The 24,789-nt window shown below is 67.4% G+C and carries 23 protein-coding genes; 11 read left to right on the top strand and 12 right to left on the bottom strand.

Annotated features, from left to right (window positions below):
- The first annotated feature begins 18 nt into the window (after positions 1-18).
- The 3 genes from IBX18_RS24225 to hemQ all read left to right on the top strand — a co-directional run bounded on the left by IBX18_RS24225 (position 19) and on the right by hemQ (position 3,076).
- Positions 19-186 carry a hypothetical protein gene (locus tag IBX18_RS24225; protein WP_194835821.1) on the top strand — a complete coding sequence of 56 codons (168 nt, stop codon included), beginning with the start codon at positions 19-21 and terminating at the stop codon, positions 184-186.
- Positions 187-507: 321 nt separating this feature from the next.
- Positions 508-1,854 carry a protoporphyrinogen oxidase gene (locus IBX18_RS24220; RefSeq protein WP_194835820.1) on the top strand — a complete coding sequence of 449 codons (1,347 nt, stop codon included), beginning with the start codon at positions 508-510 and terminating at the stop codon, positions 1,852-1,854.
- Between the two features lie 526 nt (positions 1,855-2,380).
- Positions 2,381-3,076, top strand: a complete 696-nt coding sequence (gene hemQ / locus IBX18_RS24215; protein WP_147141248.1) for a hydrogen peroxide-dependent heme synthase — start codon at positions 2,381-2,383, stop codon at positions 3,074-3,076.
- Positions 3,077-3,160: 84 nt separating this feature from the next.
- On the opposite strand, the gene msrB is transcribed toward hemQ, so the two are convergent.
- From msrB to IBX18_RS24195, 4 genes are all read right to left on the bottom strand, one after another.
- Positions 3,161-3,604, bottom strand: coding sequence for a peptide-methionine (R)-S-oxide reductase MsrB (msrB, locus tag IBX18_RS24210; RefSeq protein WP_107658092.1), 444 nt, complete (start codon positions 3,602-3,604; stop codon positions 3,161-3,163).
- Complete coding sequence (locus IBX18_RS24205; protein WP_194835819.1) at positions 3,604-4,917, bottom strand: glycosyltransferase family 87 protein; 1,314 nt, start codon at positions 4,915-4,917, stop codon at positions 3,604-3,606. Before IBX18_RS24205 ends, msrB begins: the two co-directional genes overlap by 1 nt.
- 84 nt (positions 4,918-5,001) lie before the next feature.
- A complete protein-coding gene (locus tag IBX18_RS24200; protein ID WP_194835818.1) occupies positions 5,002-6,558 on the bottom strand; it encodes an alpha/beta hydrolase in 1,557 nt (518 codons plus the stop codon).
- Between the two features lie 32 nt (positions 6,559-6,590).
- Positions 6,591-7,352, bottom strand: coding sequence for a pyrimidine reductase family protein (locus IBX18_RS24195; protein WP_194835999.1), 762 nt, complete (start codon positions 7,350-7,352; stop codon positions 6,591-6,593).
- Between the two features lie 35 nt (positions 7,353-7,387).
- On the opposite strand from IBX18_RS24195, the gene zapE reads away from it, so the two are divergent.
- A complete protein-coding gene (gene zapE / locus IBX18_RS24190) occupies positions 7,388-8,404 on the top strand; it encodes a cell division protein ZapE (protein ID WP_194835817.1) in 1,017 nt (338 codons plus the stop codon).
- 77 nt (positions 8,405-8,481) lie between these two features.
- Entirely contained in the window at positions 8,482-9,270 is a 789-nt protein-coding gene (locus tag IBX18_RS24185) for a tyrosine-protein phosphatase (RefSeq protein WP_194835816.1), read from the top strand.
- 1 nt (position 9,271) lies between these two features.
- On the opposite strand, the gene IBX18_RS24180 is transcribed toward IBX18_RS24185, so the two are convergent.
- The 3 genes from IBX18_RS24180 to IBX18_RS24170 all read right to left on the bottom strand — a co-directional run bounded on the left by IBX18_RS24180 (position 9,272) and on the right by IBX18_RS24170 (position 11,513).
- Complete coding sequence (locus IBX18_RS24180) at positions 9,272-9,745, bottom strand: GbsR/MarR family transcriptional regulator (protein WP_194835815.1); 474 nt, start codon at positions 9,743-9,745, stop codon at positions 9,272-9,274.
- A 75-nt stretch (positions 9,746-9,820) separates the two neighbouring features.
- Positions 9,821-10,600 (bottom strand): ABC transporter permease subunit, encoded by a 780-nt coding sequence (locus IBX18_RS24175; protein WP_194835814.1) that lies wholly within the window; start codon positions 10,598-10,600, stop codon positions 9,821-9,823.
- 28 nt (positions 10,601-10,628) lie between these two features.
- Positions 10,629-11,513: an ABC transporter ATP-binding protein gene (locus IBX18_RS24170; RefSeq protein ID WP_194835813.1), complete on the bottom strand. Its 885-nt coding sequence runs from the start codon at positions 11,511-11,513 to the stop codon at positions 10,629-10,631.
- 98 nt (positions 11,514-11,611) lie between these two features.
- On the opposite strand from IBX18_RS24170, the gene IBX18_RS24165 reads away from it, so the two are divergent.
- Positions 11,612-12,367: an alpha/beta fold hydrolase gene (locus tag IBX18_RS24165; RefSeq protein ID WP_194835812.1), complete on the top strand. Its 756-nt coding sequence runs from the start codon at positions 11,612-11,614 to the stop codon at positions 12,365-12,367.
- Here the strand turns inward: IBX18_RS24165 and IBX18_RS24160 are convergent.
- Positions 12,364-12,903, bottom strand: coding sequence for a GNAT family N-acetyltransferase (locus IBX18_RS24160; RefSeq protein WP_228541636.1), 540 nt, complete (start codon positions 12,901-12,903; stop codon positions 12,364-12,366). The two genes, IBX18_RS24165 and IBX18_RS24160, sit on opposite strands and share 4 nt — an antisense overlap.
- The gene (locus IBX18_RS24155) at positions 12,900-14,114 is read right to left on the bottom strand and encodes an MFS transporter (protein ID WP_194835811.1); all 1,215 of its coding nucleotides are present in this window, start codon (positions 14,112-14,114) and stop codon (positions 12,900-12,902) included. Before IBX18_RS24155 ends, IBX18_RS24160 begins: the two co-directional genes overlap by 4 nt.
- A gap of 179 nt (positions 14,115-14,293) precedes the next feature.
- On the opposite strand from IBX18_RS24155, the gene IBX18_RS24150 reads away from it, so the two are divergent.
- From IBX18_RS24150 to IBX18_RS24140, 3 genes are all read left to right on the top strand, one after another.
- Positions 14,294-15,538: a cytochrome P450 gene (locus tag IBX18_RS24150; protein ID WP_194835810.1), complete on the top strand. Its 1,245-nt coding sequence runs from the start codon at positions 14,294-14,296 to the stop codon at positions 15,536-15,538.
- 59 nt (positions 15,539-15,597) lie between these two features.
- Positions 15,598-17,412, top strand: coding sequence for an NAD(P)/FAD-dependent oxidoreductase (locus IBX18_RS24145; protein WP_228541635.1), 1,815 nt, complete (start codon positions 15,598-15,600; stop codon positions 17,410-17,412).
- Between the two features lie 966 nt (positions 17,413-18,378).
- Positions 18,379-19,302, top strand: coding sequence for a LysR family transcriptional regulator (locus tag IBX18_RS24140; RefSeq protein ID WP_228541634.1), 924 nt, complete (start codon positions 18,379-18,381; stop codon positions 19,300-19,302).
- Here IBX18_RS24140 and IBX18_RS24135 read toward each other — a convergent pair.
- Positions 19,269-20,396 carry a hypothetical protein gene (locus IBX18_RS24135; RefSeq protein WP_194835808.1) on the bottom strand — a complete coding sequence of 376 codons (1,128 nt, stop codon included), beginning with the start codon at positions 20,394-20,396 and terminating at the stop codon, positions 19,269-19,271. The two genes, IBX18_RS24140 and IBX18_RS24135, sit on opposite strands and share 34 nt — an antisense overlap.
- Before the next feature lie 619 nt (positions 20,397-21,015).
- Here IBX18_RS24135 and IBX18_RS24130 point away from each other — a divergent pair.
- The gene (locus tag IBX18_RS24130) at positions 21,016-21,963 is read left to right on the top strand and encodes a hypothetical protein (RefSeq protein WP_306796380.1); all 948 of its coding nucleotides are present in this window, start codon (positions 21,016-21,018) and stop codon (positions 21,961-21,963) included.
- Here the strand turns inward: IBX18_RS24130 and IBX18_RS24125 are convergent.
- Entirely contained in the window at positions 21,929-23,158 is a 1,230-nt protein-coding gene (locus IBX18_RS24125) for a sigma factor-like helix-turn-helix DNA-binding protein (protein ID WP_194835807.1), read from the bottom strand. The genes IBX18_RS24130 and IBX18_RS24125 overlap by 35 nt on opposite strands.
- Before the next feature lie 219 nt (positions 23,159-23,377).
- Positions 23,378-23,710 carry a helix-turn-helix transcriptional regulator gene (locus IBX18_RS24120; RefSeq protein WP_228541725.1) on the bottom strand — a complete coding sequence of 111 codons (333 nt, stop codon included), beginning with the start codon at positions 23,708-23,710 and terminating at the stop codon, positions 23,378-23,380.
- 86 nt (positions 23,711-23,796) lie between these two features.
- Here IBX18_RS24120 and IBX18_RS24115 point away from each other — a divergent pair, with 86 nt between their 5' ends.
- On the top strand, positions 23,797-24,567 hold the full coding sequence (locus IBX18_RS24115) for a glucose 1-dehydrogenase (protein WP_194835805.1): 771 nt from the start codon (positions 23,797-23,799) through the stop codon (positions 24,565-24,567).
- The last annotated feature ends 222 nt before the right edge of the window (positions 24,568-24,789 follow it).

Genomic DNA, 24,789 nt, shown 5'->3' with positions numbered 1-24,789 from the left:
GTACGCCCAGCGGGGGCGGTGGCGGTGCTGCTGTTCTTCATCTTCGGCGGATTGGTCGCCGCCGCACTGCCGCTCGTCGCCGGCGGGCTCACCGTGCTCGGCGCCAATGGCATCGTCCGATTCATCACCGAATTCACCGACGTCAATTCCTTCGTCTCCGGCGGACTCGGGGAACAGTCCGACTGATGCTGTGCGCGTGATTCGCACTTGTTTGTTTCGGGTCCGCACCGGCTAGGGGTGTCGCCGCTACTCAAAGGTGCCGGTACTTCGGTTCGGCGCGAGGTCGCCCTCGCGGTGCCGCTCGCTGGCCCGGCGCGCAGGCTCGATCGACTTGCGTAACACCGAACCCGCGCCGTGGTGCGGCGGGCGTGAACCGGTGCGGGTGTTGCTGTGCGTGGCCGGCGCCCACTAGAGCGCCCGGGGGTGCGGTGAATTCGGGTGTGGCAGTCGTCGCAGCGATGGTGGACCGGTCGCGGGCGACGGGTGGGGGAGGGATACCGTCAGGTTATGAGGATCGCTGTGGTCGGCGGTGGGATCAGCGGGCTGTCCGCTGCATATCGTTTGCGGATGCTGCTCGGACCTGCGGCGGACATCCTGGTGCTGGATCGGGCCGAACGGGTGGGCGGGATTCTCTACACCGGTGAACTAGCCGGGGGGCCTTTGGATCTCGGGGCGGAGGCGTTCGTCGGGCGGCGGCCGGAGGTGCCGGAGTTGCTGCGCGAGGTCGGGCTGGAGACGCAGCTGGTGACGCCCGCGGGATTGCGGCCACTGGTGTGGTCGGGCGGGGTGACGCATGCGTTGCCCGAGCGGACGCTGATGGGGATACCGGCGTCGGCCGAATCGATGCGAGGACTTGTCGACGCGGCGACGATCGAGCAGATCGCCGGCGAACCGCAACGGCCGCTGGCCTGGGAGCCGGGCGCGGACGTCGACGTGTATCGCTTGATCGCCGACCGATTCGGTGTGCAGGTCGTGAAGCGTAGCGTGGATCCGCTGCTCGGCGGGGTGTACGCGGGGAGTTCCCGCTCCATCGGCGTGCGCGCCGCGCTACCGACCTTGGCCGCCGCGTTGGACGACGGTGCGCCCAGCCTCACCCACGCGGTGTCCGTCGCACTGCCGCCGCCGTCGGATGCCCCGGTGTTCGGTGGGCTGCGTGACGGTTACCAAGTACTACTGGAGGCACTGGCTGCGCGATCCGGTGCGAAATTCGTCACCGCGACACCGGCCACTCGGCTCGCCCGCGGGTTGCGCGGCTGGGTGGTCGACCCGATCGGCGCGGTCGACGGCGTCGTGCTCGCCACCCCCGCACCGATCACCGCCCGCCTGCTCGGCACCGTCGCACCGGACGCCGCCGCCGCCCTCGCGGGCATCGAACTGTCCTCGTCTGTCGTTGTCGCACTTGCCCTCCCGCGCGAAACCGCCCTCCCACAGAACTCGGGCATCCTGATCGCCACCGGAGAACCGTTGCGCGCCAAAGCGTTCACGCTGTCCAGCCGCAAATGGACCCACCTCGCCCAACGCGAAACAGCCTTGGTCCGCGCCTCATTCGGCAAATTCGGCGACGACTCGACCCTGTCCTGGTCCGACGCCGACCTGATCACCGCCGCCGCCGAAGACCTGGCCACCGTCACCGGCGTCCCCATCAACCCACTATCCGCCGTCGTCCAACGCTGGCGCATCGGCCTGCCCCAATACGCCCCAGGCCACATCGACCGCATCGCCGCCATCGAACAGTCCGTCGCCTCCCTCGACGGCCTGGCCCTCGCCGGCGCCTACCTGCACGGAGTCGGCGTCCCCGCCTGCGTCGCCGCAGGCAACGCCGCCGCGCGCCGCATCGCAACTGCCGCAAGCTGACTCGTGCTCGCGGCTGTCACCCACACGGCACGGGCGTCCCGCCTGCGTCACCATCGGCACGGTGCCGGCCGCCCGGCCCGTATCACCCACGCCGCCTGTATCGCTGCCTGCGTCGCATCGGGCGATGCTGCTGCCCTGCCGTATCGCCACTGCGGCAAGTTGATTCGTCCTCGCCACTGGCGATGTGCGGCGTTAGTAGCCCGCTTGCGTCGCTCGGGCCACGCCGCTGCGCATCGTATCTGTGCGCCCGCAAGTTATCTCGTCCCCGAGGCTGTCCAGCGCACGTGTCGGTAGGCCTCGCCAGCGTCACCTCGAGCATTACCGCACTGCTATCGCGAGCGAAGCGCGACTGGCGATTCGAGGTGAGTCCACCGCCGTCGCGAGCTGTCTACGGGCGGGGCTGCGCGGTAGCCATTTCAGCAGCGGATGCTGGGTACAAGTGGCGCGTTGACTCGCCTGCACCCACCGGCGGAACGTGACCAGGACCGCAGGGCAGAGTCAATCCTGCGGGTGGCACGATGGGGGTATGGCGCGACTCGATTATCAGGAACTCAACTCGACCATTCGCTACCTGATGTTCTCGGTGTTCCAGGTGCAGCCGGGTGTGCTCGGCGACGACCGGGCTGCCGCGATCAAGGAGGCGCGGGCGTTCTTCGAGGGTCTCGCCGATCGTGACGTGGTGGTACGCGGTGTTTATGACGTGGCGGGGATGCGCGCCGACGCCGACTTCATGATCTGGACGCATGCCGAGCGCGTCGAAGATTTGCAGGCCGCCTACGCCGACTTCCGGCGTACGACCGAATTGGGCCGGGCGAGCGCCCCGGTGTGGAGCAATGTGGCGCTGCACCGTCCCGCGGAGTTCAACAAGAGTCACGTGCCAGCGTTCCTGGCCGGCGAGGACCCGGGCAACTACATCTGCGTGTACCCGTTCGTCCGTTCCTACGAGTGGTACCTGCTGCCCGACGACGAGCGGCGCAAGATGCTCGCCGACCACGGCAAGGCCGCCCGCGGCTACCCCGACGTGCGCGCCAACACGGTCAGCTCGTTCGCCCTCGGCGACTACGAATGGATCCTCGCCTTCGAGGCCCCCGAACTGCACCGCATCGTCGACCTGATGCGCGACCTGCGCGCCACCGAGGCCCGCCTGCACGTCCGCGAAGAAGTCCCCTTCTTCACCGGCCCCCGCGTAGAGATCGACAAACTGATCAACGCCCTGCCCTGAGCTAACGACCGGCAAGCCCCGGGTTTTCGGGGCGTGCGGGTCGGGGCTGGGAAACGTACCCTTCGGTCCAGTGCTGGCTGCGGATTACTCCGCTGCGCTGTCCGAGGGGTGCAGTCGCAGGGAGATGGAGTTGATGCAGTAGCGCTTGTCGGTGGGCGTGTTGTACCCCTCGCCCTCGAACACGTGGCCGAGGTGGCTGTGGCAATTCGCGCACAGCACTTCGACCCGGTGCATGCCGAGGGTGTCGTCCGATTTCAGGATCACGGCTTCGGATTTCGCCGGGTCGAAGAACGACGGCCATCCGCAGTGTGAGTCGAATTTCTCTGTGCTGCGGAACAATTCGGCACCGCAGGCGCGGCACTCGTAGACACCGTCGGTCTTGGTATCGGTGTATTCACCGACGAAGGGACGTTCGGTGGCGGCCTCGCGCAGCACCGCGTATTCCTCGGGGTTCAGCTTGGCGCGCCATTCCTGCGGCGTCAGCTGGATCCGCGGCGCGGGCAGGGACGTATCGGCTTCGGAACTCATCACTCCACGCTAATAGGTTTCGCCACCGTCGTCGCGGAGCCATTGGCTGAGCTGGGCGAATCGGTCGTGGTGGCGTGCGCACCGCTCGGCAACGGCTTGAACCAGGTGGGGTCGATGCCGAACGCCAGACGCCCTTCGCGCTTCGCGGCCAGGTACCGCTCACCGAGCACGCAGAAGATCACGATCAGCAGCAAACCCCATCCGAAGGTGATGCGCAGATACTCGAGGTCGCGACCCCAGTGCTGCCAGCCGGGTCGCTCGGACAGCCACTTGTCGTAACTCATGAACCCGAACACCGCCAACCACGCGGGCCAGTTGCGCATTACCGAATTGCGCAGCACCACCGTCATCAGGAACGGGAACAGCATCATCGAGTAGTACATCTGCCCCAGCGACAGCAGCAGGAACGACCCGGCGAGCAGCACACCGGACGCGGTGCACACGAAGAACAGCTCATCGTCGCGGTAGTAGCGGTACAGCAGCCACAGCGAGAGGGCGACCAGGATGCCCATGCCGACCCGGATGCCCCAGACCAGCCACGGCGGCAGCCCGTAGTACTCGCCGTTGCCGGGGATGGAACTGTTGAAGTAGTCGCGGGTCTCGAACAGGTACGGCGCGGTGTGGCTGAGGAACTTCTCCGGGTCCTTCGACATCGGCCAGGCGATCGCGGTCAGCACGATCGGCACACCCAGCGCGGTGATGAACACCTTCCACTGCCCGCGGACCAGTGCGATCAGTAGCAACGGCGCCAGCGTCGGTTTCACCGCGAGACTCAATCCGAGTGCGAGACCAGCCCACAGATCACGTCGTTTGAGCAGCAGATGCAGGAACAGCAGCTCGGCCAGCAGGATGCACCCGTTGACGTTGGTGAACACCAGCGTGTTGGTCACCGTCTCCGACATGAACATCGCCAGCAGCAACACCGGCGCGACAACGGAATTCACCGTGAACCGGAACAGCCGCAGCAGCAGATACCAGGCGAGGATGATCGCGGCGGCGTTCAGGAGGATGAACAGCCAGCGGGCCTTCTCGTAGTCGTGCACCCACGCCACCGGCGCGATGAGCAGCGTGCCGCTCGGGTAGTAGAGGTAGTGCGGATCGACCGAATCGAAGTTGGCCGTGTACACCGGCCGCCCGTTGAGAAAGTCGAGCGAGGCCTGGTAGACCGGCCGGAAGTCGTCGGTGATGAAACCATTGACAGCCTTGATGAAAACCCGGTTCAGCACAGTCATGACCGCGATGGGCCAGAGTGCGAACTTGATCACCTCGGCGGTGGTGCGAGCAGTGCGGGGCTCGAGCTGTCGAAGTAACACTGGGGCACGGTACACCGGATCAGGTTGCGACGGTTGTCCGGACCTGTTCGACGCGCCGCTAGAAGGGCTGTTCGCGGCGGCGGATCAGGCGGGGCAGGCGGTGCCGTCGGCGGGCAGCTTCGCGTCCTTGAGGTACTCGACCATGGTGCGCTGCGCGCAACTCGAGTGGGTGGACACCGGGTGGCCCCAGCCCTGCCAGGTGACTCCCGCGTGCCGCGCCCCGGCCGCGCCGAGCGCGCCGGAGACCGACGCCTGCCCGGCATTGCCCACCACCGGATCGGCGATCCCGCCGAGCACCAGCACCGGAATGCTGAGTTTCTCCGGCATTCCGGGCGCGGCCGACACCGGCCAGGCCGCACATTCCATCAACCCGACGGCCATGTTCTTGCCGAACACCGGGTACTTCGCACCCCAGGTGCCCATCAGTTCCTTGGCCTTGGTCGGCGTCGGCGGTTGCTGAGTGTCGGTGCAGCGGTTGACGAATTGACCGTCGCCGCCGATGGCCGCCGATTCGCGCTGGATCAGCGTGCCGAGCGCAGCACGGTCGCCGCGCCCGGCCGCGGACAGCGCGTCGGCGAGTTCGCGGACCCGGTTGGCCTGGTCGGCGCGCGGGCTGCCGAGGAAACCGGAGACCGCGGTGAGCAGCGCGTTGGCCGAGATGTCGCCCAGCCCACCGGATCCGGCCCGGTTCACCAGATCGGTGATCGCGGCGCGCGGGTCCGGGCCGAGCGAACAGCTGGCCCCGGTGCAGCGCTGCGCGAAGGCGGTCAACGCGGCCTCCGCGCCTTCGAGCTGCTGTTCGGCCCTGGTGACGGCGTCCGCGCCGACGGCCTCGGGGGAGTCGAGTACGAGCCGGGCCAGGTGATCGCCGTACTTGCGGGCGTAGCTGAGCGCGACCTTCGCGCCGTTGCCGGTGCCGAGCAGCGCGATGCGCTCGACCTGCCATTGCCTGCGCAGCTGTTCGAGGTCGTCGGCGGCGTGCGGTGCGTCGAAGGTGCCCTCGTAGGGCTGCAGGAAGTCGCGGCAGGCGATGGTGCCGTCCTGGCTCAAGGAGACCATCGTTTCGACGGGATCGGTTGCGCCGGGACCGAATTGGGCGTTGTCGGCGAGGCCTTTACGCACTTCGGGCGGCAGGCAGTCCAGCGGCTGCGAGCTGCCGATGCCGCGCCGGTCCACCGCGACGATCGGGCGTGCGGCCAGCACGGCGCTCGCGGGTCCGACGGCGAGTCCGGCGAGGGTGGCCGTGGAGGAGCGGTCCGCGCCCGAGGTGAGGACCAGCGGGGCGGCGTCCGCGGGAGTCTGCGGCAGCCGGGCGCGCATCGCGGCGGCGCGGAAGTTGCCGAGCACGCTGCCGCCCGCGTCGATCGGGGTGGTGTATTCCGCGCATTCCAGCACCAGGCCCGCCGGAGCGGGGCCGAGGCCGAGCAGGTCCAGCGTCGGCGTGGTGCAGTCCTTCCACGGCAGGTCGGTCTTGGGCACGTCGGCACTGGGCGGCGGGGCCGGGGCGGCCGAGGTGGTGGCAGTGCCGCCGACCCGATCGCGCTCGACGGCGACACCGGGACGGTCGGAGGGTCCCGCCCCGCATCCGGCGATCATGATCGAGAGTGTCGCGGCCAGCACGACGGCCCGAGTCCAGCGCATGCGCTATAGCCTGCCAGGTTCGGGCCGTTGTTTCATGCACGGGCCCATCGGGTCAGCATCGTGCCGTCGTCGTCGAGCAGAATGTGCGCGCGGGACATGGGGCGGTCGAACTCGTGCGCGGACAGCGAAATTCGCCGCGCGGTGCCACCGACCAGCAGGGGTGCGGTAGTCAGGCACAGCTCGTCGACGGCGTCGGCGGCCAGCAGCTCGCCGAACAAATGCGGGCCGCCCTCACACAGCACGCGATGTAGTCCGCGCTCGGCGAGCACCCGCAGCAGCGCTTTGGGGGTCACCGCGAGATCGCCCGCCTCGACGACGTCCGCGCCCGCGTCGGCCAGTTGCTGTTTGCGGTCCGCGGGAGCGGTGGTCGTGGTGATGATCAACGGCGGGACCGTCGTATCGGTGAGCAACCGGGCGCCCACATCGATCGCCGCACTCGCGGTGACCACCGCGATCGGCGGCGCCGTACCGTCCGGATGGCCGCCGATGCCGCGCTCGTGCATCGCCCGCCGGCGCTGCGGATCGGTCCTGGCGCCACCGTAGTTCTCGGCGCGGACCGTGCCCGCGCCAACGAGGACCACGTCGGCCAGTTCGCGGAGCATCAGGAACACGGTTTTGTCGGCCGGTGTGCCCAGGCCGGCGGACTGCCCGTCGCTGGTCGCGGCGCCGTCGATGCTGGACACGAAGTTCGCGCGGACGTAGGGCTCGCGGAGCTCGGCCGGGTACGCGTACAGCTGGGCTAGGTCGTCCGGTCTCAGGTCTGTGAGCTGGATCGCATTGTGGATACGCTGCATGAACATAGATCTCACCACGTCATTAGGCTTCGCACATGCAAGAACGCCTCGTCGACCGCCACCCTGAGGTTCCGGCCGACCAGCTCGTCGCCCAGATGGTGCCCCCACCGATGTTCGACGAGGTCAGCTTCGGGTCCTACATTCCCGACCCCAAGGAGCCGAGCCAGGCGGCGGCGGTGCGCAAGGCCGAGGAGTTCGCAGGCGAGGTCGCCAAGATCCACAAGGCCGCGAACAAGAAGAGCCTGTTCGGCAAGAAGAAGCAGGTGTCCGGCGCGGGGCTGTACCTCGACGGCGGCTTCGGCGTCGGCAAGACCCACCTGCTCGCCTCCATCTTCCACAGCGCGCCTGCGCCGAAGTCGTTCGGCACCTTCGGTGAGGTGACCAATCTCGTTGGCGCCCTTGGCTTCAGCAGTGCGGTGGAGCGGTTGTCGGCGAACAGTGTGCTGTGCATTGACGAATTCGAGCTCGACGACCCCGGCGACACCATGCTGGTCTCGCGGCTGCTGACCGAGCTGTCCGCCAAGGGCGTCTCGATCGCGGCGACCTCCAATACGCTGCCGGGTCAGCTGGGCGAAGGTCGTTTCGCCGCACAGGATTTCCTGCGTGAGATCAAGAAGCTGGGTTCGATCTTCGAGCCGGTGCGCGTCGACGGACCGGACTACCGGCACCGCGATCTGCCGCCCGCGCCGGAGCCGACGTCGTCGGCGGTGCTGACCGAACGAGCCGCTGCCACACCGGGTTCCACGCTCGACGACTTCGACGCGCTGCTGAAGCATCTGAGCACGCTGCACCCGTCGAAGTTCGGCGCGCTGATCGCCGGGGTGTCGTCGGTGTTCATCGCGAACGTGCATCCGGTCGCCGATCAGGCCGTGGCGTTGCGCGTGGTGGTGCTGGCCGACCGGCTCTACGACGCGAGCATTCCGGTCACCGTTTCCGGGGCCAAGCTCGATCAGATCTTCTCGCAGGAGATGCTCGACGGCGGCTACCGCAAGAAGTATCTGCGGGCGATTTCGCGGCTGCTCGCGCTGTCGCGGTTCGAGGTCGCGGCGTAAATCGGCCCAGTTTGACCAACGGATGTTTCAGTTGGTTTGCTGGGGCGTCGGGGGAACCGATGATTAGGAGCACCCGCATGACCCGCTCGCTTCGTACCCCCATTGCGCTGGCCGCCGGACTTGCCGTCGCCTTCGGCCCGGTGACCGGTGCCGCGCTCGCCGAACCGCCCGCCGCATCAGCGGTCGCGTTCGACCGGTCGCTGAACCTGCAAGGTGTGCAGAATGCCCGCGACCTCGGCGGATACCGGACCGGCACCGGCCAGACGGTCCGCACCGGCCTCGTCTACCGCACCGGCCAGCTGAACAACGCGACCCCGGCCGACCTCGCCGAGCTGACCGGCCGTCAGGTCCGCGTCGTGGACGATCTGCGCACGGTCTACGAGCGCGCGATCGGTCCGGACAAGGTGCCCGCCGGCGCGAGCGCCAACTGGGACGACGTCATCGGCCAGGCCCCGCCCGAGGTGCTGATCAGCACGCTGACCGGCGGCGACAGCCTCTACCGCGCCTTCATCACCGCCCCCGGCGCGAACCAGGCCTTCGCCGCGGTGCTGCACGACATCATCGCCACCGACGGCGCGGTGCTGTTCCACTGCACTGCGGGCAAGGACCGCACCGGCTGGACCGCCGCCGTCCTGCTCACCCTCCTCGGCGTCGACCGCGACACCGTCAACCAGGACTACCTGCTGTCCAACCAGTACCGCAACGCCACCCCCGCCGACCCGATCAACGGCGTCCAACAGCCGTGGCTCGACGCCGCTTTCGACCAGGTGAACCAGACCTACGGCAGCTTCGACAACTACCTGCGCGCAGGGTTGCAGCTCACCGACACCGACCTCGCCGCATTGAAGGCCAAACTGCTCGCCTGATTCAGGAGCGGTGCTCGGCGTACCAGCGGTCGATCAGGGCGGGCAGTTCCTTGCCCATCCAGACGAAGAACTCGTGCATGTCGCGGACGCGGGCGGCCTGGTCGCCGTCGGGGTCGTCGAAGAGGGCGAGGCCGCGGGAGGTCATGGTGGTCAGGTCGGTGTACATGCCGCTCTGCTGGCGGGTCAGTTCGGGCAGGATGCCGGGGCGGATGGCGTAGTAGTCCTTGCGGTCGCCCGGCTTGGACATCTTGTCGACCCAGCGCATGGTGACGAGGGTTTTGAGCGCGCTGGAGATGGAGCCTTTGGAGGCTTGCAGTGCGTCGGCGATCTGGCCGAACGTCTGCTCCGGCGGATCGGAGATCAGCAGCCAACCGGCTGCTCGGCCAACCATTCGGACCAGACCCATGCGCTCCAGGACGAGAGCGAAGTCCTCCACGAAGGCCAGCTGTTCCGGGGTGGGGTTGTCCTCGCTCATCGGTCGAGTATCCCTTCGATAGTGCGGATAGGGGTAAACGGGGCGGGCCGTGTCGGCTCGCCCCGTTCGAATCGGTCACACCGCGAGATCGCGGCGTTCGAAGGCGCGCAGTGCGAGCCCGAGGGCTACTGCGGCGAGCGCGATCAGGACTGTCAGATGGGCGCCGTTCCAACCGTTTACCAGCGGCGAACCGCCGTTCGCGTAGTAGAAGGGCGACACCTTGCGCAGCCATTCGGTGCCGTCGAACATGCCGCCGAGGTTGTTGGCGAGGTAGCCGGCGACCGCGATCAGCGACGCGAGCCCCAGTGTCAACGAACGTTTTCCGGTGACCGCGCCTATCAGCAGGGTGATCATGCCGATCGCGAGGGCAAGCAGCCCCACCCCGGTGCTGGCGGCCAGTATGTGTCCGGCGGGAATGTTCAACGTGCCCGCGCTCGCCCCGGCAAGAACGCTCAATGTGAGCACGGAGGTGACCGCAGTGGTCTGCACCGCCAGCGCGGCACATCGTTGCGCGAGCAGGTTTGTTCGGCCGATGGGCTGGGCCAGCAGCAGATCCAGCATCCCGTTCTCCTCCTGGGTCGCCGACCTGCTCGCGAAGGTGACCGCGAAGATCAGTAGCAACAACAGGCCCATCAGCGAGAAGACCGTCGCGTTGAGATAGCCGGTGGCACTGGCGAAGTCGCTCAGGCCCATGGCTTCATACATCCTGTTCTGCTTGATATCGAGGGAGCCCTGCTCCTTCAACGACTGGTAGGACGGCAGATACAGCAGCGGAACGATGGCCATGCCGATCGACCAGCCGACGAGTCCGCGGCGCTGCTCCTTCAGTGTCTGGGTGAAGATCGAGCGAGTCATATCGAGTTCTCCTGTGTGATAGGTAGGTTCAGCGCCCGTACAGGCTGAAGAAGATCTGCTCGAGGTCCGGCTCGGTGGACAACACGCTCACCAGCCGGTACTTGGCCGCGGTCTTGAACAGCTCGTCGACTTCGCCTTCGGTGGTGCAGCGCAACGTCTTTCCCTCGACGCTCAGCTCGCGCACCCCGGGCAACCGGGCGAAGTCGTCGGCGAACACCTCCGCGCCGAACACCAGCTCGACCGAACGCGGTGCGCGCCTGCGCAGTTCGTCCACGTTCTCCGTGCCGAGTAGCTGTCCGGCGCGCATGATGACGGCCCGATCGGCGGTCTGCTGCACCTCGCTGAGGACGTGCGAGGACATGAACACGGTCTGCCCGTTGGCCTTGGCCTCGGACACCAGATCCAGAAACCGTTGTTGCAGTAGCGGATCCAGGCCCGAGGTGGGCTCGTCCAGGATCAGCAGATCGGGCCGGTGCATGAAGGCGGCGACGAGGCCGACCTTCTGCTTGTTGCCCTTGGACATGGCGCCGACCTTCCTGGACAGGTCGAGGTCGAGCAGGTCGGCGAGCTCGATGATCCGGCGCGCCGACACGGTGCCGTGCTGATCGGCGAGGAAACCGAGCAGCTCACGCGCGGTATTGCGGCCTTCGATCGCCAATTCGCCAGGCAGATAACCAATTCGCCTGCGTAGCTCCGCGCCGCCTGCCCGGGGATCGATGCCGAGCACCTCGACGTGACCCGCGGTCGGCCGGATCAGGTCGAGCAGGATGCGGATGGTGGTGGACTTGCCCGCCCCGTTGGGGCCGAGGAAGCCGAACACCTCGCCCGGCTGCACCTCCAGGTCGAGGCCGGTGATGGCAACGTGTGTGCCGTAGTGCTTGGTCAATCCCTCGGTGCGGATCGCGGCGGTCATGACTGCTCCTGAGTGCTGAGTGTTCTGTAAGGAACTATGTGTTCAGTAAAGACTGAACACGCAGAACTGTCAACCGTCGCTTGGGCTACCATCCGGTCATGACGAAGTTCAAGACGTGGGACGGCCTGGAGCTCAACTATCGAGTGTGGGAGGGCGAGGGCGTTCCCGTCGTGCTGCAACACGGGGTGGTCGCCGACACCAACGCGAACTGGATGAGCACCGGCGTGGTCGGCGCCCTGCAGGCGGCCGGCCGCACCGTGGTGTCACTCGACGCGCGCGGGCACGGGCGTTCGGCGAAACCGCACGACCCGGCGCAGTATTCGTGGGAGTTCATGGCGCGTGACGTGCGGGCGCTCTACGACGAACTCGGCGTCGATCGGGTTGTGCAGGTGGGCTATTCGATGGGCGCGATCATCTCGCTGCTGGTCACGGCCGCCGACGAGCGGGTCGAGCGGCTGGCCATCGGCGGCGTCGGCTCCGGGGTGCTCGACTGCGGTGGCGTCGACCGCCGGGTGGTCGAGCTGACCGACCTGCAGACCGCGATGAGCGAGCACAACGAGGGCGCGCCACCGACCGCCATGATGTTCCGGATTCTCGCGGACGCGGTGCACGCCGACCGGCAGGCCATTCAGGCGGTCGCGACGGGCCTGGACTCCCGGCCGATCGACGGACTCGCCGATATCACCGTGCCCACCCTGGTGCTCGCGGGCGACAACGATCCGTTCGCCGCGGAACCCGAACGCCTCGCCGACGCACTGCCCAACGGAAAGCTGCACGTGGTGCCCGGCGACCATCTGATGGCCGTCATCGCGCCGGACTTCCACTCGGCGCTGGTGGACTTCGCGAAGAGCTAGAAAACCAGCCGCAGCACGAAGTCATCGTGCTGCTGGCTGCCGACGGTATTGGTCTTGGTGCCGACCGAGGTGAACCCGTGCTTGCCGTAGAAGCGCTGCGCTTTCACATTCTCCTGGTTGACACCGAGCCATATCCCGGCGAACCCACCCTCGCGGGCGCGCTCCAGACAGGCCAGCATCAGCGCCGTCGACACCCCGCTGCCGTGGTGTCCGGGCACCACATACATCTTGTTGATCTCCACGACCGGCCGCAGACCCACCGCCGCGGCGACCGCCGGATCCGCCGGATCGCCCGCGATCAGCATCGCGTAGCCGACGATATCGTCGCCCGCGACGGCCTTGAGCACGGTCTTCGCCGGATCGCTCAGATACTCCCCGAACCGTTCGCCGGAGAGCACCTCGGTGATGAAGATGTCGATATCGTCGGAGGTGGCGTTGGGTGGGCAGGCGAGCGGAAAAGTCGCCGCCGCAACGTCACTGAGTTCTTCGGCGTCCCACAGACCGGCCCGGTCGACGATGACTGGGATGTTGCTCATTGATCCAGTAGAGCACGATCACCCGAAGAGGTGGGATGTTTACCCCCGCCCGGCCGGTTGTGGAACACCTGGGCCAGGGCGATCAGCACAGCCGCGAACACCAGCGGGATCACGAAGCTGATCCGATGCCCGAAGCCGGCCGCCAGCGCCCCGACCACCCCACCGCCGACCAAAGTGCCCGCGTAATTGAACAAATTGAGTCGCGCGATGAGGGCGTCCAGACCGCGACCACTGGTCAACTGCCCGGCCTCGCCGAAGCACAGTGGCGCGATCACCGGCATGCCGATACCGGCGATCAGGAATCCGAGGATCGCGACGACCGGGCTGGGCGCGGCGATCACGGTCGCCAGTCCGACCACGCCGATGGCCGCCGCGGTCCGCACCACGCGCCGCGGCCCGAACCGCCGGACGAACAGGTCGCCGGTCAGCCGCGCGATCAGTGACGTGCCCTGGTACGCAGCCAGCGCCAGCGCCGCCGTCGACGAACTGGCCAGCAGGTCGTCGGACAGATACAGCGCCGACCAGTTGCCGACGGCCAGGTCGATGGCGAACACCAGCGCCATCGCGATGCCGAACGGCAGATACAACCGCAAGGCAATCGGTGGCGGGTCGACGACCTCTTCGGCCGGGCCTGCTTCGGCCTCCCGCGGGCCCAGCAGGCGAGGCCCGAGCACCAGCCCGACGACGAGCACGATGCCCGCCGCCCCGAGCAGCGATTCGCGCAGCGTCACCGCCAGGGCCTCACACGCCGACACGTACAGCGCGCCGATGATCGACCCCGCACTCCACGCGGCATAGAACGACGACAGGATGAATTTCCCGTACCCGTGCTGAATGAACACCGCCTGCATATTGGTGCTCGCGTCGACGATGCCGACCGCGATCCCGTAGCAGCCCAGCGCGATCAACAGCCCCGCCGTGTTCGGCGCGAATGCGATCCCTGTGCCGGTGAGCGCGACCAGCACCAGGCCGATGCGCAACGTGACCTGGCTCGACCAGCGCAACGCCAGCCGCTCCGCCGCCACGCTGCCGGCCCCCGCGAGCAGCGAAACCAGCACCACCGACCCGACGATCAGCCCGTCTGTCAGGTCGAATCTGTCCTTCTGCTGTGGCAATTGGGTCAGCACCACGGCGAAGAAGAACCCCTGCATACCGAACGCGAACGAGTTCGCGATCCGGGCGCCCCGCAGGACAGGCGCGATCGAACTCATCTGCGCAGGGTAGCGAGGGGATCGGGGTGACGTGCGGTGAATGAATCGACTGCGTGCCGCTTCGATCGACAATCGCGATCGGCCGGATGAGCGTGGCAAACCATGCCGCCTGCGATCGGTCGCGAGTGCGACCATCGAAGCGCCGCAACGACACTCGCGAAACGTGGAGGCCAGCGTAGATGAGACAGCTGCCAGCGGACTTCTTTCGTACGCCGTATGCCTTCTACCGGCAACTGCGTGCGGAGGGGCCCGTGCACCAGATCCGGCTGCGCACCGGCGTCCGTGCCTGGCTGGTCGTCGATTACGACGCCGCCAAAGAGGTGCTGCGCCACCCCGACATCCGCAAGGACCCCCACTCGGCAACCGGCGCGCAGGCCAGGCAAGCCGCCGCGGGCAACAGCGGAGTCACCGCGGCCAATCAACGGTTGAGCCATCATCTGCTCAACGCCGATCCGCCACAGCATTCGCGGCTGCGCAAGTTGGTCACCCCGGCGTTCGCGCCCGCCCGGATGGAGGCGCTCGCACCCCGGGTCACGGCCATCGCGGACGAACTCCTCGACCGCATCGACCAGGCCGCCGGGCCGGTGGACCTGGTGGAGGAGTTCGCCTTTCCGTTGCCCATCACGGTGATCTGTGAGCTGCTCGGCGTGCCGGTCGAGGACCGCGCGCAGTTCCGCGACTGGTCCGCCGCCGTGGTCGATACGCCGATGTCCACGCCGGCGGGGATGCGCAGCGCGACCGACGCCATCGTCGACTACTTCGACCGCTCGGTGGCCGCGCGCCGGAAACATGGTCTCGGTGACGACCTGATCTCGCAGCTGCTCACCGCCACCGACGACGGCGACCGGCTCAGCCACGACGAACTCATCTCGATGGCGTTCCTCATCCTGATCGCCGGGCACGAGACCACGGTCAACCTGATCGGCAACACCGTGCTCACCCTGCTCGCCGACCCACCGCGCTACCGCGCGTTGCACCACGACCTCAGCGCCGTCGCGCCCCTGGTCGAGGAGATGCTGCGCTACGACGGCCCGGTGAACGTCGCGACCCTGCGCTACACCGCCGCCCCGATCACGCTCGGCGGCACCGAGATCCCCACGGGCGAACTCGTCCTGGTGGCACTCGCCTCCGCCAACCGTGACGAACGTCATTTCGCCGATCCCGCGGCCTTCGACCCGGACCGGCCGAGTAACCACATCGCCTTCGGCCACGGCATCCACTACTGCCTCGGCGCGGGCCTGGCCAGGATGGAGGCCCGCATCGCGCTGACCCGGCTCGTCCGGCGCTTGCCTGAGCTGCGCCTGGCCGTCGATGAGGGCGACTTACGCTGGCGCGAGAGCATTCTGCTCCGCGGATTGCTCGACCTGCCGGTGCATCCGGTCGGTGCCCCGGTGGATTCGACAGGCGCCCCCGCACGGCGTTGAATCACCCGATTGGGCCAACCGACTTTGCTGTGCGCCATAAGAGACGTAATCTCCTGCGCATGACGAGCGGAAACCGCATCGCGATCGTTGGTGCGGGTATCGCAGGTCTTGCCTGCGCGAAAGTGCTGATCCAGAAGGGTTTTCCGGTCGAGATCTTCGACCGTGCGCCCGATGTCGGTGGCGTGTGGAGTGTGACCCGCAGGTACCCGGGGCTGCGAACCCAGAATTCCAAGAACACCTATCACTTCTCCGACTTCCCGATGCCCTCGGACTACCCGAAGGTGCTCGACGGTGCGCAGATGCAGGCGTATCTGGAGGCTTACGCGGACCACTTCGGTCTGCGCGAGCACCTGCGGCTCAACACCGAGGTCGTCGCCGCCGATCCGGTGGACAGTGGTTGGCTGCTCGAGGTCAAGGATCAGAGCGGGATACATCGGAGCTCCTGCGACCATCTGGTAATCGCCAACGGGGTGTTCAGCGAGCCCGCCGTCCCGGACTTCCGCGGCATCGAGCTGTTCCGCGCCGCAGGTGGCCAGCTCGGCCACGTGTCGGAGTTCCTGGATGTCGAAGCGGTGCGCGGCAAGTCCGTCGTTGTGGTCGGCTACGGCAAGTCGGCGTGTGACATCGCCGAAGCGGTGAGCGACGTCGCCGGCTCGACCACCGTGGTGGCACGCAGGCTGCTGTGGAAGATGCCGCGCAAGATGGCCCGCGTGCTCGACTACGAGCGGATGATGCTGACTCGCTTGGGCGAGGCGCACTTCCACCACCTGGAACCCGGCCGGATGGACCGCTTCCTGGACGGGCCGGGTGTGTCGTTCCGGATCAGCAATCTCGACCTGATCCAGGAACTCGCGACCAAGCACATGAACCTGCGCGAACTCGGGCTGCTGCCGGAGGGCCGTTTCGAGGAGATCGCCGAGAGCACCGTCAGCCTCGCCACCGAGAACTTCTACGAGCAGGTTGCGAACGGCCGGATCGTCGTGCAGCGCGACACCACCATCACCGAGATGCGCGGCGGTGGCGGCGAGGTGCCCGCGGTCCAACTGTCGAACGGGCACCTCGTCCCCGCCGATATTGTGGTCTGCGCGACCGGATTCCAGCAGCGGGTGCCGTTCCTGACCCCGTACGTCCAGCGCAGGCTCACCGACGAGCACGGCAACTTCCGGCTGTACCGTCAGATCCTGCCCCTCGACGTCCCCAATCTCACCTTCGCCGGCTACAACTCGTCGGTCATCAGCACCCTCAACGCCGAGGTCGGCGCACACTGGACCGCCGCACTACTAGCCGGTCAGCTGAACCTGCCCGACCGTGAAGTGGTGAGCGAACAGATCGACGCCCGCCTGCGCTGGATGGAAGAACGCACCCGCGGCCACCACGCCCACGGCACCGCCATCACCCCCTTCTCCATCCGCAACGTCGACGAAATGCTCGCCGACCTGAAGTTCCGCCTCCCCCTACGCACCCGCGCGGCGCAATGGTTCCGCACCATCCGCCCGGAGTCCTACCGCGGTCTGAACACCAGGCACGAATCCGCTTCGGAGAGTGTGCCACCCGCATACTCGGTGGCCGAGCACGCCGACATCGCGGCGCAGGACCCAGGTCGAGCGCACGACCCGAACTTCAGCGGGCCGGGTGGACACGACCTGAGTGTCGGTGTGCCTGGCGCGCACAACGCGAACGCAGCGGTGCCCGGGGCGCATGACCCGAACGTGGGCGCGCCTAGGTCGCACGGTCTCAGCGCCGGGGCGCCAGGGGCGCACGACCCGAACGCCGGAGCGCCCGGGCCGTACGACCCGAACTCCGGAATGCCTGGGGCACACAACCTGAGCACCGGCGTGCCCACAGACCTCTTGCATGGTTCGCAAGGCAAGTAGGCACAAAGTCCGACCCGCCGGAAGGTAGGCGAGGCTGTGCGCGCCCGGAAGTCCGCAATCCGGCCCACACCAGTGCCTGAGCGCACACACCGAACGCTGGAGCGCCGGGACCGTACGACCCGAACGTCGGAGTGCATGGGGCACACAACCTGAGCACCGGCGTGCCCACAGACCTCTTGCACGGTTCGCAGGGCAAGTAAGCACGGCTCGGCCCGCCGGGATGCAGGCGAGGCCGGGCGCGCCCGGGAGCCCGCAAGCGGCCCGTGCCCCGAGCGTGCGAAACCGGGGACCGAAGCATCGCCCCGACTGTAGGGCTGCCGGGCGCACACCCTTTTGCTAAGCCGCACACCTGCTATACCGGGTGTGCGGCTTAGCAAAAGGGTGTGCAGCTTGGCTGTCCAACCCGCTCTACTTCGACCCGTCTAACCAGCCAACAGGGTCACCGCGGAAATCTCGAAACAGCACCACAGCCAGTCCGTACGCCGGAACTCCGGCGCGCCCGTATTCCGGCGGGCTCAGGACGAGCACAGCTCGGTGCTCACCACGCTGCCGGTTCCGAACGGCAGATGGCCGACGAAACCGTTGCGAGTCCAAGATCGCGCCGATGCCCCGAGGTCAGCACCCCCTACTCCGCCGAGCCGACAATCGAGCAGAGTCATATGGTCGCTGAACGATCTTCACCAACCACCATTCGACTCTGCTGGTTTCACGAGAACCACCATTTGACTCTGCTCTTTCTCGGAGCTCCCTCGACCGGACCACAGCAAGTCCGCAGGCTGGAACCTTGCCGTACCCGGCTTACCTCCGCAGTCGCTCACGCGGCGTGAAGGTTCCAGCGTGGTCATCTGGCTGTGGTGGCGTTGTCGAGATTTGTTGGCAGACCGCGACTCGCCGTGGCTTATCACCAGCGCAATGTTGGTGATCGACGATTCCACTGGTGATAATCCAGGAGTGCAGCCCCTGGACATGAACTTGCTGGTGGCGCTCGACGCGCTGCTGGAGACGAGCAGTGTCACGCGGGCGGCTGAACGGCTGCACACTTCCGCGCCCGCGATGAGCCGGACGCTGGCCAGGTTGCGGCGGGTGCTCGATGATCCGCTGCTGGTGCGGGCCGGTCGCCGCTTGGTGCCGACGCCGCGTGCGCTGGAATTGCGTTACGAGGTCAGCACTCTGGTCGAGCAGGGACGGGCGCTGCTGGCACCGCGGGGCGCGATCGATCCGACCGCGCTGAAACGGAACTTCGCGGTGCAGGCCGACGACACGGTGCTCACCGAGCTGGCCGCCCCGCTGCTGGCCGCCGTGCGCGCGCGGGCACCCGCGGTGACGTTGCGTTTCCTACCCGACACCGTCGAGGGCACCGCGGCGTTGCGCGACGGCCGGGTCGACATCGAGGTCGGCGTGATCGACCACAGCGATCCGGAGTCGACGGTGCGTCGCGTGCTCGGCGATCGCATCATCGGGATCGCCGCCGCCGATCATCCGCTGGTCACCGAGCGGGTGACGGTGGCCAGGTTCGCGGCCGCGGCACATCTGAGCATTTCGCGAAATGGTCACCCGCGCGGGCCGATCGATGACCGGTTGGCCTTGCATGGTCGCACCCGCCGTGTGGTCGCCACCGTGCCGAATCTGACCACTGCGTTGTTCGCAGTGCACGGCAGCGATCTGATCTGCCCGGCACCGGCGTTGCTGAGCAGGTCGGCGTTGCCCGCACTGGGGTTGTGCGCGTTCGAGATTCCGTTGCCGCTGCCCGAGGTCGCGATCGGCATGGCCTGGCATCCGCGCAATACCGCCGACAGCGGGCATCGCTGGCTGCGCGACCTGATCGCCGCGATCCTCACCAACTCGGAATCCAACGATCAGGAAACCGGCGGCGGGCTCGACAGTCGGTAATCGCGTGGTGTGTCGGTGCTGCGGGTTTCGCTGCCGGCGGGTTGATAACTGGTCGAGTTGAGATCGCCCGCTGGCGGACCGAAGACGTCGGAGCGTCCCAGCGGGGCCGCCGCGGTCTTCTTCAGCTCGTCCAGCATCGCCTGCAGTTTGTCGACGTGGGTGTTGTCGACCGGGATCAGGTCGTCGTCGGCGCGGTGCGCACCGGTGAGCGCGGTGCCGTTCGCCTCCGGCGCGGAGCCGTTCGTAGGGCGGCTGTAGTCGCCGCTGTCCGGCGCGGAGGGAACCATGCTCTCGTACGGATTCTCCTGCGGCGTGGTGAAGTTCTGATACGACGAGGAGGCGGCCGGTTCGCGCGGCGCGGTGAAGCTGGACTGACGGACGGGCAGCGGCTCGCGCGGCGTCGGCGCGGTGAAGTTCTGGGCGGGTGCCGGGCTCGGCTCCCGCGGCGTGGGGGTGGTGAAGTTCTGCGCGGAGCTGGAACTCGGCTCGAACGCCGGTTCGCGAGGTGCGCTGAAACTGCGTTGCGGCACGGAATTCGCCTCGTGCGCCGCCGAATCCCGCGCGGGCGGGGTGTCGCGGGCGGTCGGGGAGCCCTCGTACCGCCGGGAGACGCTCTCCCTGGTCGCGGTGGCGTTCTCGCGCGCAGCGAGGGTGCTGTCGCGGATCGGCTGGGCGAGCTCGTGCGAGGTGCCGATGCTCTCCCTGATGGTGGGAGTGGCCACGGTGGCGAGGGATTCGCGCTGCGCCGGGGCGTTCGGCTCGGCGGCCGCGGCGCTCCGGCGCGACGCCGCGCGCGGTAACGGACGCTCGGCGCGCTCGCCGTCCGGAGCGGCATGCGACGGGCCACCGCCTGCTTCGACCTTCTCCAGCCGTCCGTCGATGCCCGAAATGTCCTGTCCGGCACGGAAAGCCCATGCCTCGAGCTTCGCCAGCCGCGCCTCGACGCTGCGGTCGGCAGGCACGACGGTGGCGATGTCGACGCCGTCGACCCGAGCCGCCACGGCGTCCAGTTTGTCGCTGACCTCTCGGAGAACCGCCGCGATGCTCGACAGCATCGCGCCGATCGACTCGCCGGCCTCTTGACCGTGCTCCATCCAGTACCCACTTCCCCGTATCGGCCCAGCTCGCACTCGGCCGGACGATTCTATCCGCCCAGTTGGAAATACGTGGTTCGCGACTGCCTCGCTGACGCTCGGCTCCGTCGTTCGCCATGGGGCGCCGTGTTGTCGGTTCACTCGCTGGCGCTCGTTGTCGAAGACCGGCTCGGTACCGGTCCTCCTTGGCTCTGATCGAAGCAGCGTAGGCGGGCCGTCCTGCGCCGTTGCAGGCGGAGGTCGGCGCGATCCGGTTTGTCCGGAACAGATCTGCTTACCAATCGGCGACCAGCCGGGCGCACCCCGGTCGTAGCCTATGCGGTTTCCGGCTCCGGCGGCAGCCCGAAGATCGGCGACGGCGCACATCGGCGCGTGGCGCAACGAAATCGCAGGATGGCGCCAACTGTCAATTCACCGACATATCCGTGTCGTTGTGGCCGCCCGCTGCGCCGAAATTACTTGTGCCACAGCCTACACCAGGCCTTGGACCGGAAATCTGTCGATGAGGCGCACCCGGGCGCGGGGTAAAGGGGACTGGCGAGGTTCGCGAGTCTGACGCACTCTTGATCTATGGCGTAGGTCGCCAGACCTGCGGTGGTTTGGGCAGGGGAGTGGTCGCGTGAGAACGAAGCAGCGGGCGGAGATCGCCTGCGGGCGCCGGGCGATGCTCGCCGAGTTGGGTATTACGGACGGTCCGGGCCGAGCCCGCAGACAGTCCGGCGGGTATGGCTGTAAGTGTCCGGAATGTGACGCCGCGCAATGGGATATGCGGCGGTTGAAATATTGGGTGTGCGGCCGGTTGCTGGCGTACGGCGCCGACGTGGCCGAGGTGGACCGGCGGGTGGCTGGGTTGCCGGTGGACATCTATTGGCGCAAGGGCGACCGCGAGTACGTCATCGAGGTGCGCAGCGGATCGCTGGAACGATCTCTCGCGCAGGAACATACGGAGCGGTTGCGTGCCGCGGGCATCACGGAGGTGCTGTGGTTGTGCCCGCCCGGCTACTGGGTCGATCATCTGCATGCGCTCGGCATCGCCGATTTCGCCCCGCCCGCATGCGATTACCAGGCGGTGGCCGGTGTGCTGGACACCGCGCACAGTGCGGTGGCCGCGCCGAGCCGACAGCCGCTGGAGCTGCGTGAGTTCATCCACGGCTGGGTCACCGGCGACATCGTCTGGGGATATCGTGATGTGTCGAAAGGAGGTTGGGCCACCGTGGCCGACTGGGAGCACCATACGAAAACGCAGGCAATGATCATCTCCCGGCAGCGTCAGGAGCTGGTCAATCAGCGCACCACACTCGCGCTGTCCCGGAAAACCGTGCGCGACAAGCAGAAAAACCTCATCAAGCTGACCACCCGGTTGGAGCGCGCGGAGCAGGAGGCGCAGGAGCGCGCCGAGGCGCTCGCGCAGGCGCGCCGCAAACTCGACGACCACCACCGGCTCGACACCTCACTGCGGGCCACCATCAAGAACCTGCAGCAGACCATCAATCACTGGCAGTTGATGACCTGCTGCGCGATGATGCTGATCGTCACGTTCCTGGCGGGCGCGATGGTGGTGCGCTGAGCTGGAACGGGCCGCGGTCCCAACGCCATTCGTTGCGCAGGACCAGCGCGACGAAATCGAGGAGCTCGAGGCCGGTCTCGGCGCGCACCTGCCGGATCGCCGACCACGGCACCGGCCCGTGCGCGAGCAGTTCGGTGAGCTCGGCCACGGCGGCCGCGTCGACCTTCCGGGCGAGCAGATCGGGGATGCCGAGCAGACTGCCGGTCCAGATGAGCCAGCCCCAACCCTTGCTGTGTGCGTAAGTGCGTCCGACGGCGGCCTTCGCTCGATTGACGTGGAAGGCAACGTGTCCGAGCGGCTGGACATCGATCAGCACGGTCCGGCCGTCGGTGAGCCGGGCCGCGATGCTCGGGTAGTAGAGCTGTTCCGTGCCGTTCACGTCGTAGGTGATCGCGCCGGGTTGTTCCTGGAACGAGTCGACGAGGTCACTGGCGTTGAGGATCCACAGCAGCCGTGCCTCCAACCCGGAGTCGAACGGCACGTCGCGGCCGACCTTGTCCAGGTAGAAGTGCCCGCGCCCGTCGTCGTCGCTGTCGACGGTGCGGGCCGAGGTCAGCGGCAGCGCGTCCGGCGTTCCCGAGGTCGGCCAATCCACTTGGCTCAGCCAGGGATTCAGCTGGCTCGTCGCGCGCGGTTCGGCGTCGCGCAGTTTGGCCAGCCGCCGGTTCGTCTTCTTCTGCCAGGCCGCGATCCGTTGCGTCACGAAGCCGGCGATCCGTTTGGCGTCCTCGGCGGCGTGCCCGGCCAGCCGCAACTTCAAGTACGACAACTCGTTTGCTGCGATATCGGTGTCGGTGGCGTAGGTCTCCACCAGCAGTGCGCGCATCAGCTGCTGGTCGCGGGCGCCGATCGGATAGCGCTCGGCGAATACGTTCGCAGCTCGGTGCCCGCTGAGTTGGGCGTTGCGGATCAGCTGTCCGACAGCCTTGGTGTGCAGCTGCCGAATCCGGTCGCGGGACAGGTCGTAACGAGCGCCGATCTTGGCCAGCGTCTCGGGCGGCTCGCCGGTGACCCCGAGCCGGTAGGACAGGATCTCACCGTCCTTGGCTTTGCGGTCCGCCTGCAGCGCGATCAATTCGGCGAGCAGCTCGTTGACTTCCTCGAGTTCGAACGAGATATCGTCCTGCAGATCGAGTAGTTCGGGGTCCGTCCCGTCCGCCGCCGCGGGCGCCTCGACCTCCCGGCTTGCCGTCACGCTGGACCCCCTCGGCTCGGTTTCATGTGCGGCTCAGCCTAATGCCGGGCACCGACAATTCCGGCGCACCGACTGCGGTGGGGTGTGGTCGCCGTGGTGCTGTCCTCGCAGCCTCTCCGCTCGCCGTCACTGACGACGGCCGACCCTATTCTTCGAGTCGGCCGATACCGTCACTGACAGCCGCGAATCCTCGCCAGTGCGACTGCGGGCAGCGATCTTTCAGCGCGCGATCTCGGCGAACGGGTCCACGGTTTCGCTGCGTGCCGCGGCGAGCACCGCGTCCAGCAATCCGGGGAACCGGGCATCGAGATCTTCGCGGCGCAACGATTGCAGGGTTTCCCGGCCGGAGACGCGCTGCCAGATGATGCCCGCGTCGCGCAGCACTCGGTAGTGATGGGTCAGGTTCGACTTGGGTACGCCGTCCACGATCGACCCGCAGGTGTGCTCGCAGCCGTCGGCCAGCACCCGGACGATGCACAACCGCAGCGGGTTTCCTACGGCGGAGAGCACGTTCGCCAACTGGATCTGGTCCCGTTCGGGATGTGCGGTCATCACGGAGACAGGATATCTCGACTGTTGACATACAGTCGAACTGTACGTAAGTATTCGAACAGTTCAACTATTGAAAGGTCGGCCCCATGCCCGCTAGTAGTTCTCGCTTCGACGACAAGATCGCGCTCATCACCGGCGGCACCAGCGGCATGGGGTTGGCGACCGCGCGTCGCCTGCTCGACGAGGGTGCGCGAGTCGTCATCACCGGTCGCGACAAGGCTCGGCTCGATGCCGCCGTCCAGGAATTGGGCGGGGCGGACCGGGTGCTCGCGGTATCCGGCGACGCCGCGAATCTCGCCGACCTCGACGCGCTGACAGCCGCCGTCCAGGACCGGTTCGGGCGGCTGGACGTGGTCTTCGCCAACGCGGGCATCGGCGCGTTCCAGCAGATCGCCGACGTCACCGAAGCGGAGTTCTACCGCGTGGTCGATATCAACTTCAAAGCGGCGTTCTTCACCATCCAGAAGACCCTTCCGCTGCTGGCCGACCACGGTGCGATCGTGATCAACGCGTCGTTCGCGGTGCATCGGGGTAGCCCCGGTGCGGCGCTGTACTCGGCGACCAAAGCGGCCGTGCACAATCTGGCGCGCACGTTGGCAGCCGAGCTGGCGCCCAGGGGGATTCGGGTCAACTCGGTGAGTCCGGGCTACACCGCCACTCCGGCGTTCGAGGCCGAGGCGTCGGCGGACGTGCAGGCTGCGCTCGGGGCCACGGTCGCCGCGGGTCGCATCGGGACGTCCGAGGAGGTTGCGGGCGCGGTGGCGTTCCTGGCATCGGACGAAGGGGCTTACATCAACGGGCACGACCTGCTCATCGATGGGGGACTGGTGTCTGCCACTCCTGCGGCGATGATTTAGATCTGCGCTGAGGGGCTCGAGCCCAGTCGCTGCTCGTTGCTGACGGCTGTTATCACCGACCAGTCGGTTTGTGTGGGCCGACTATCCCGGCCCGGTGGGTTGCGACCGCTCATGGCGTCCGAATTGTCGTAGTTTCCGTGCGTCGAGCAAGGTTGTTGACGCGGCAAGCAGGACTCATTTTTGCCAGTTCGGCCGTTTTGCTTTGTTTGGCGTCTAGCGTGC

This window comes from Nocardia sp. XZ_19_369 (assembly GCF_015355715.1).
Classification (GTDB): domain Bacteria; phylum Actinomycetota; class Actinomycetes; order Mycobacteriales; family Mycobacteriaceae; genus Nocardia.
This window is presented reverse-complemented; position numbering and strand designations above follow the sequence as displayed.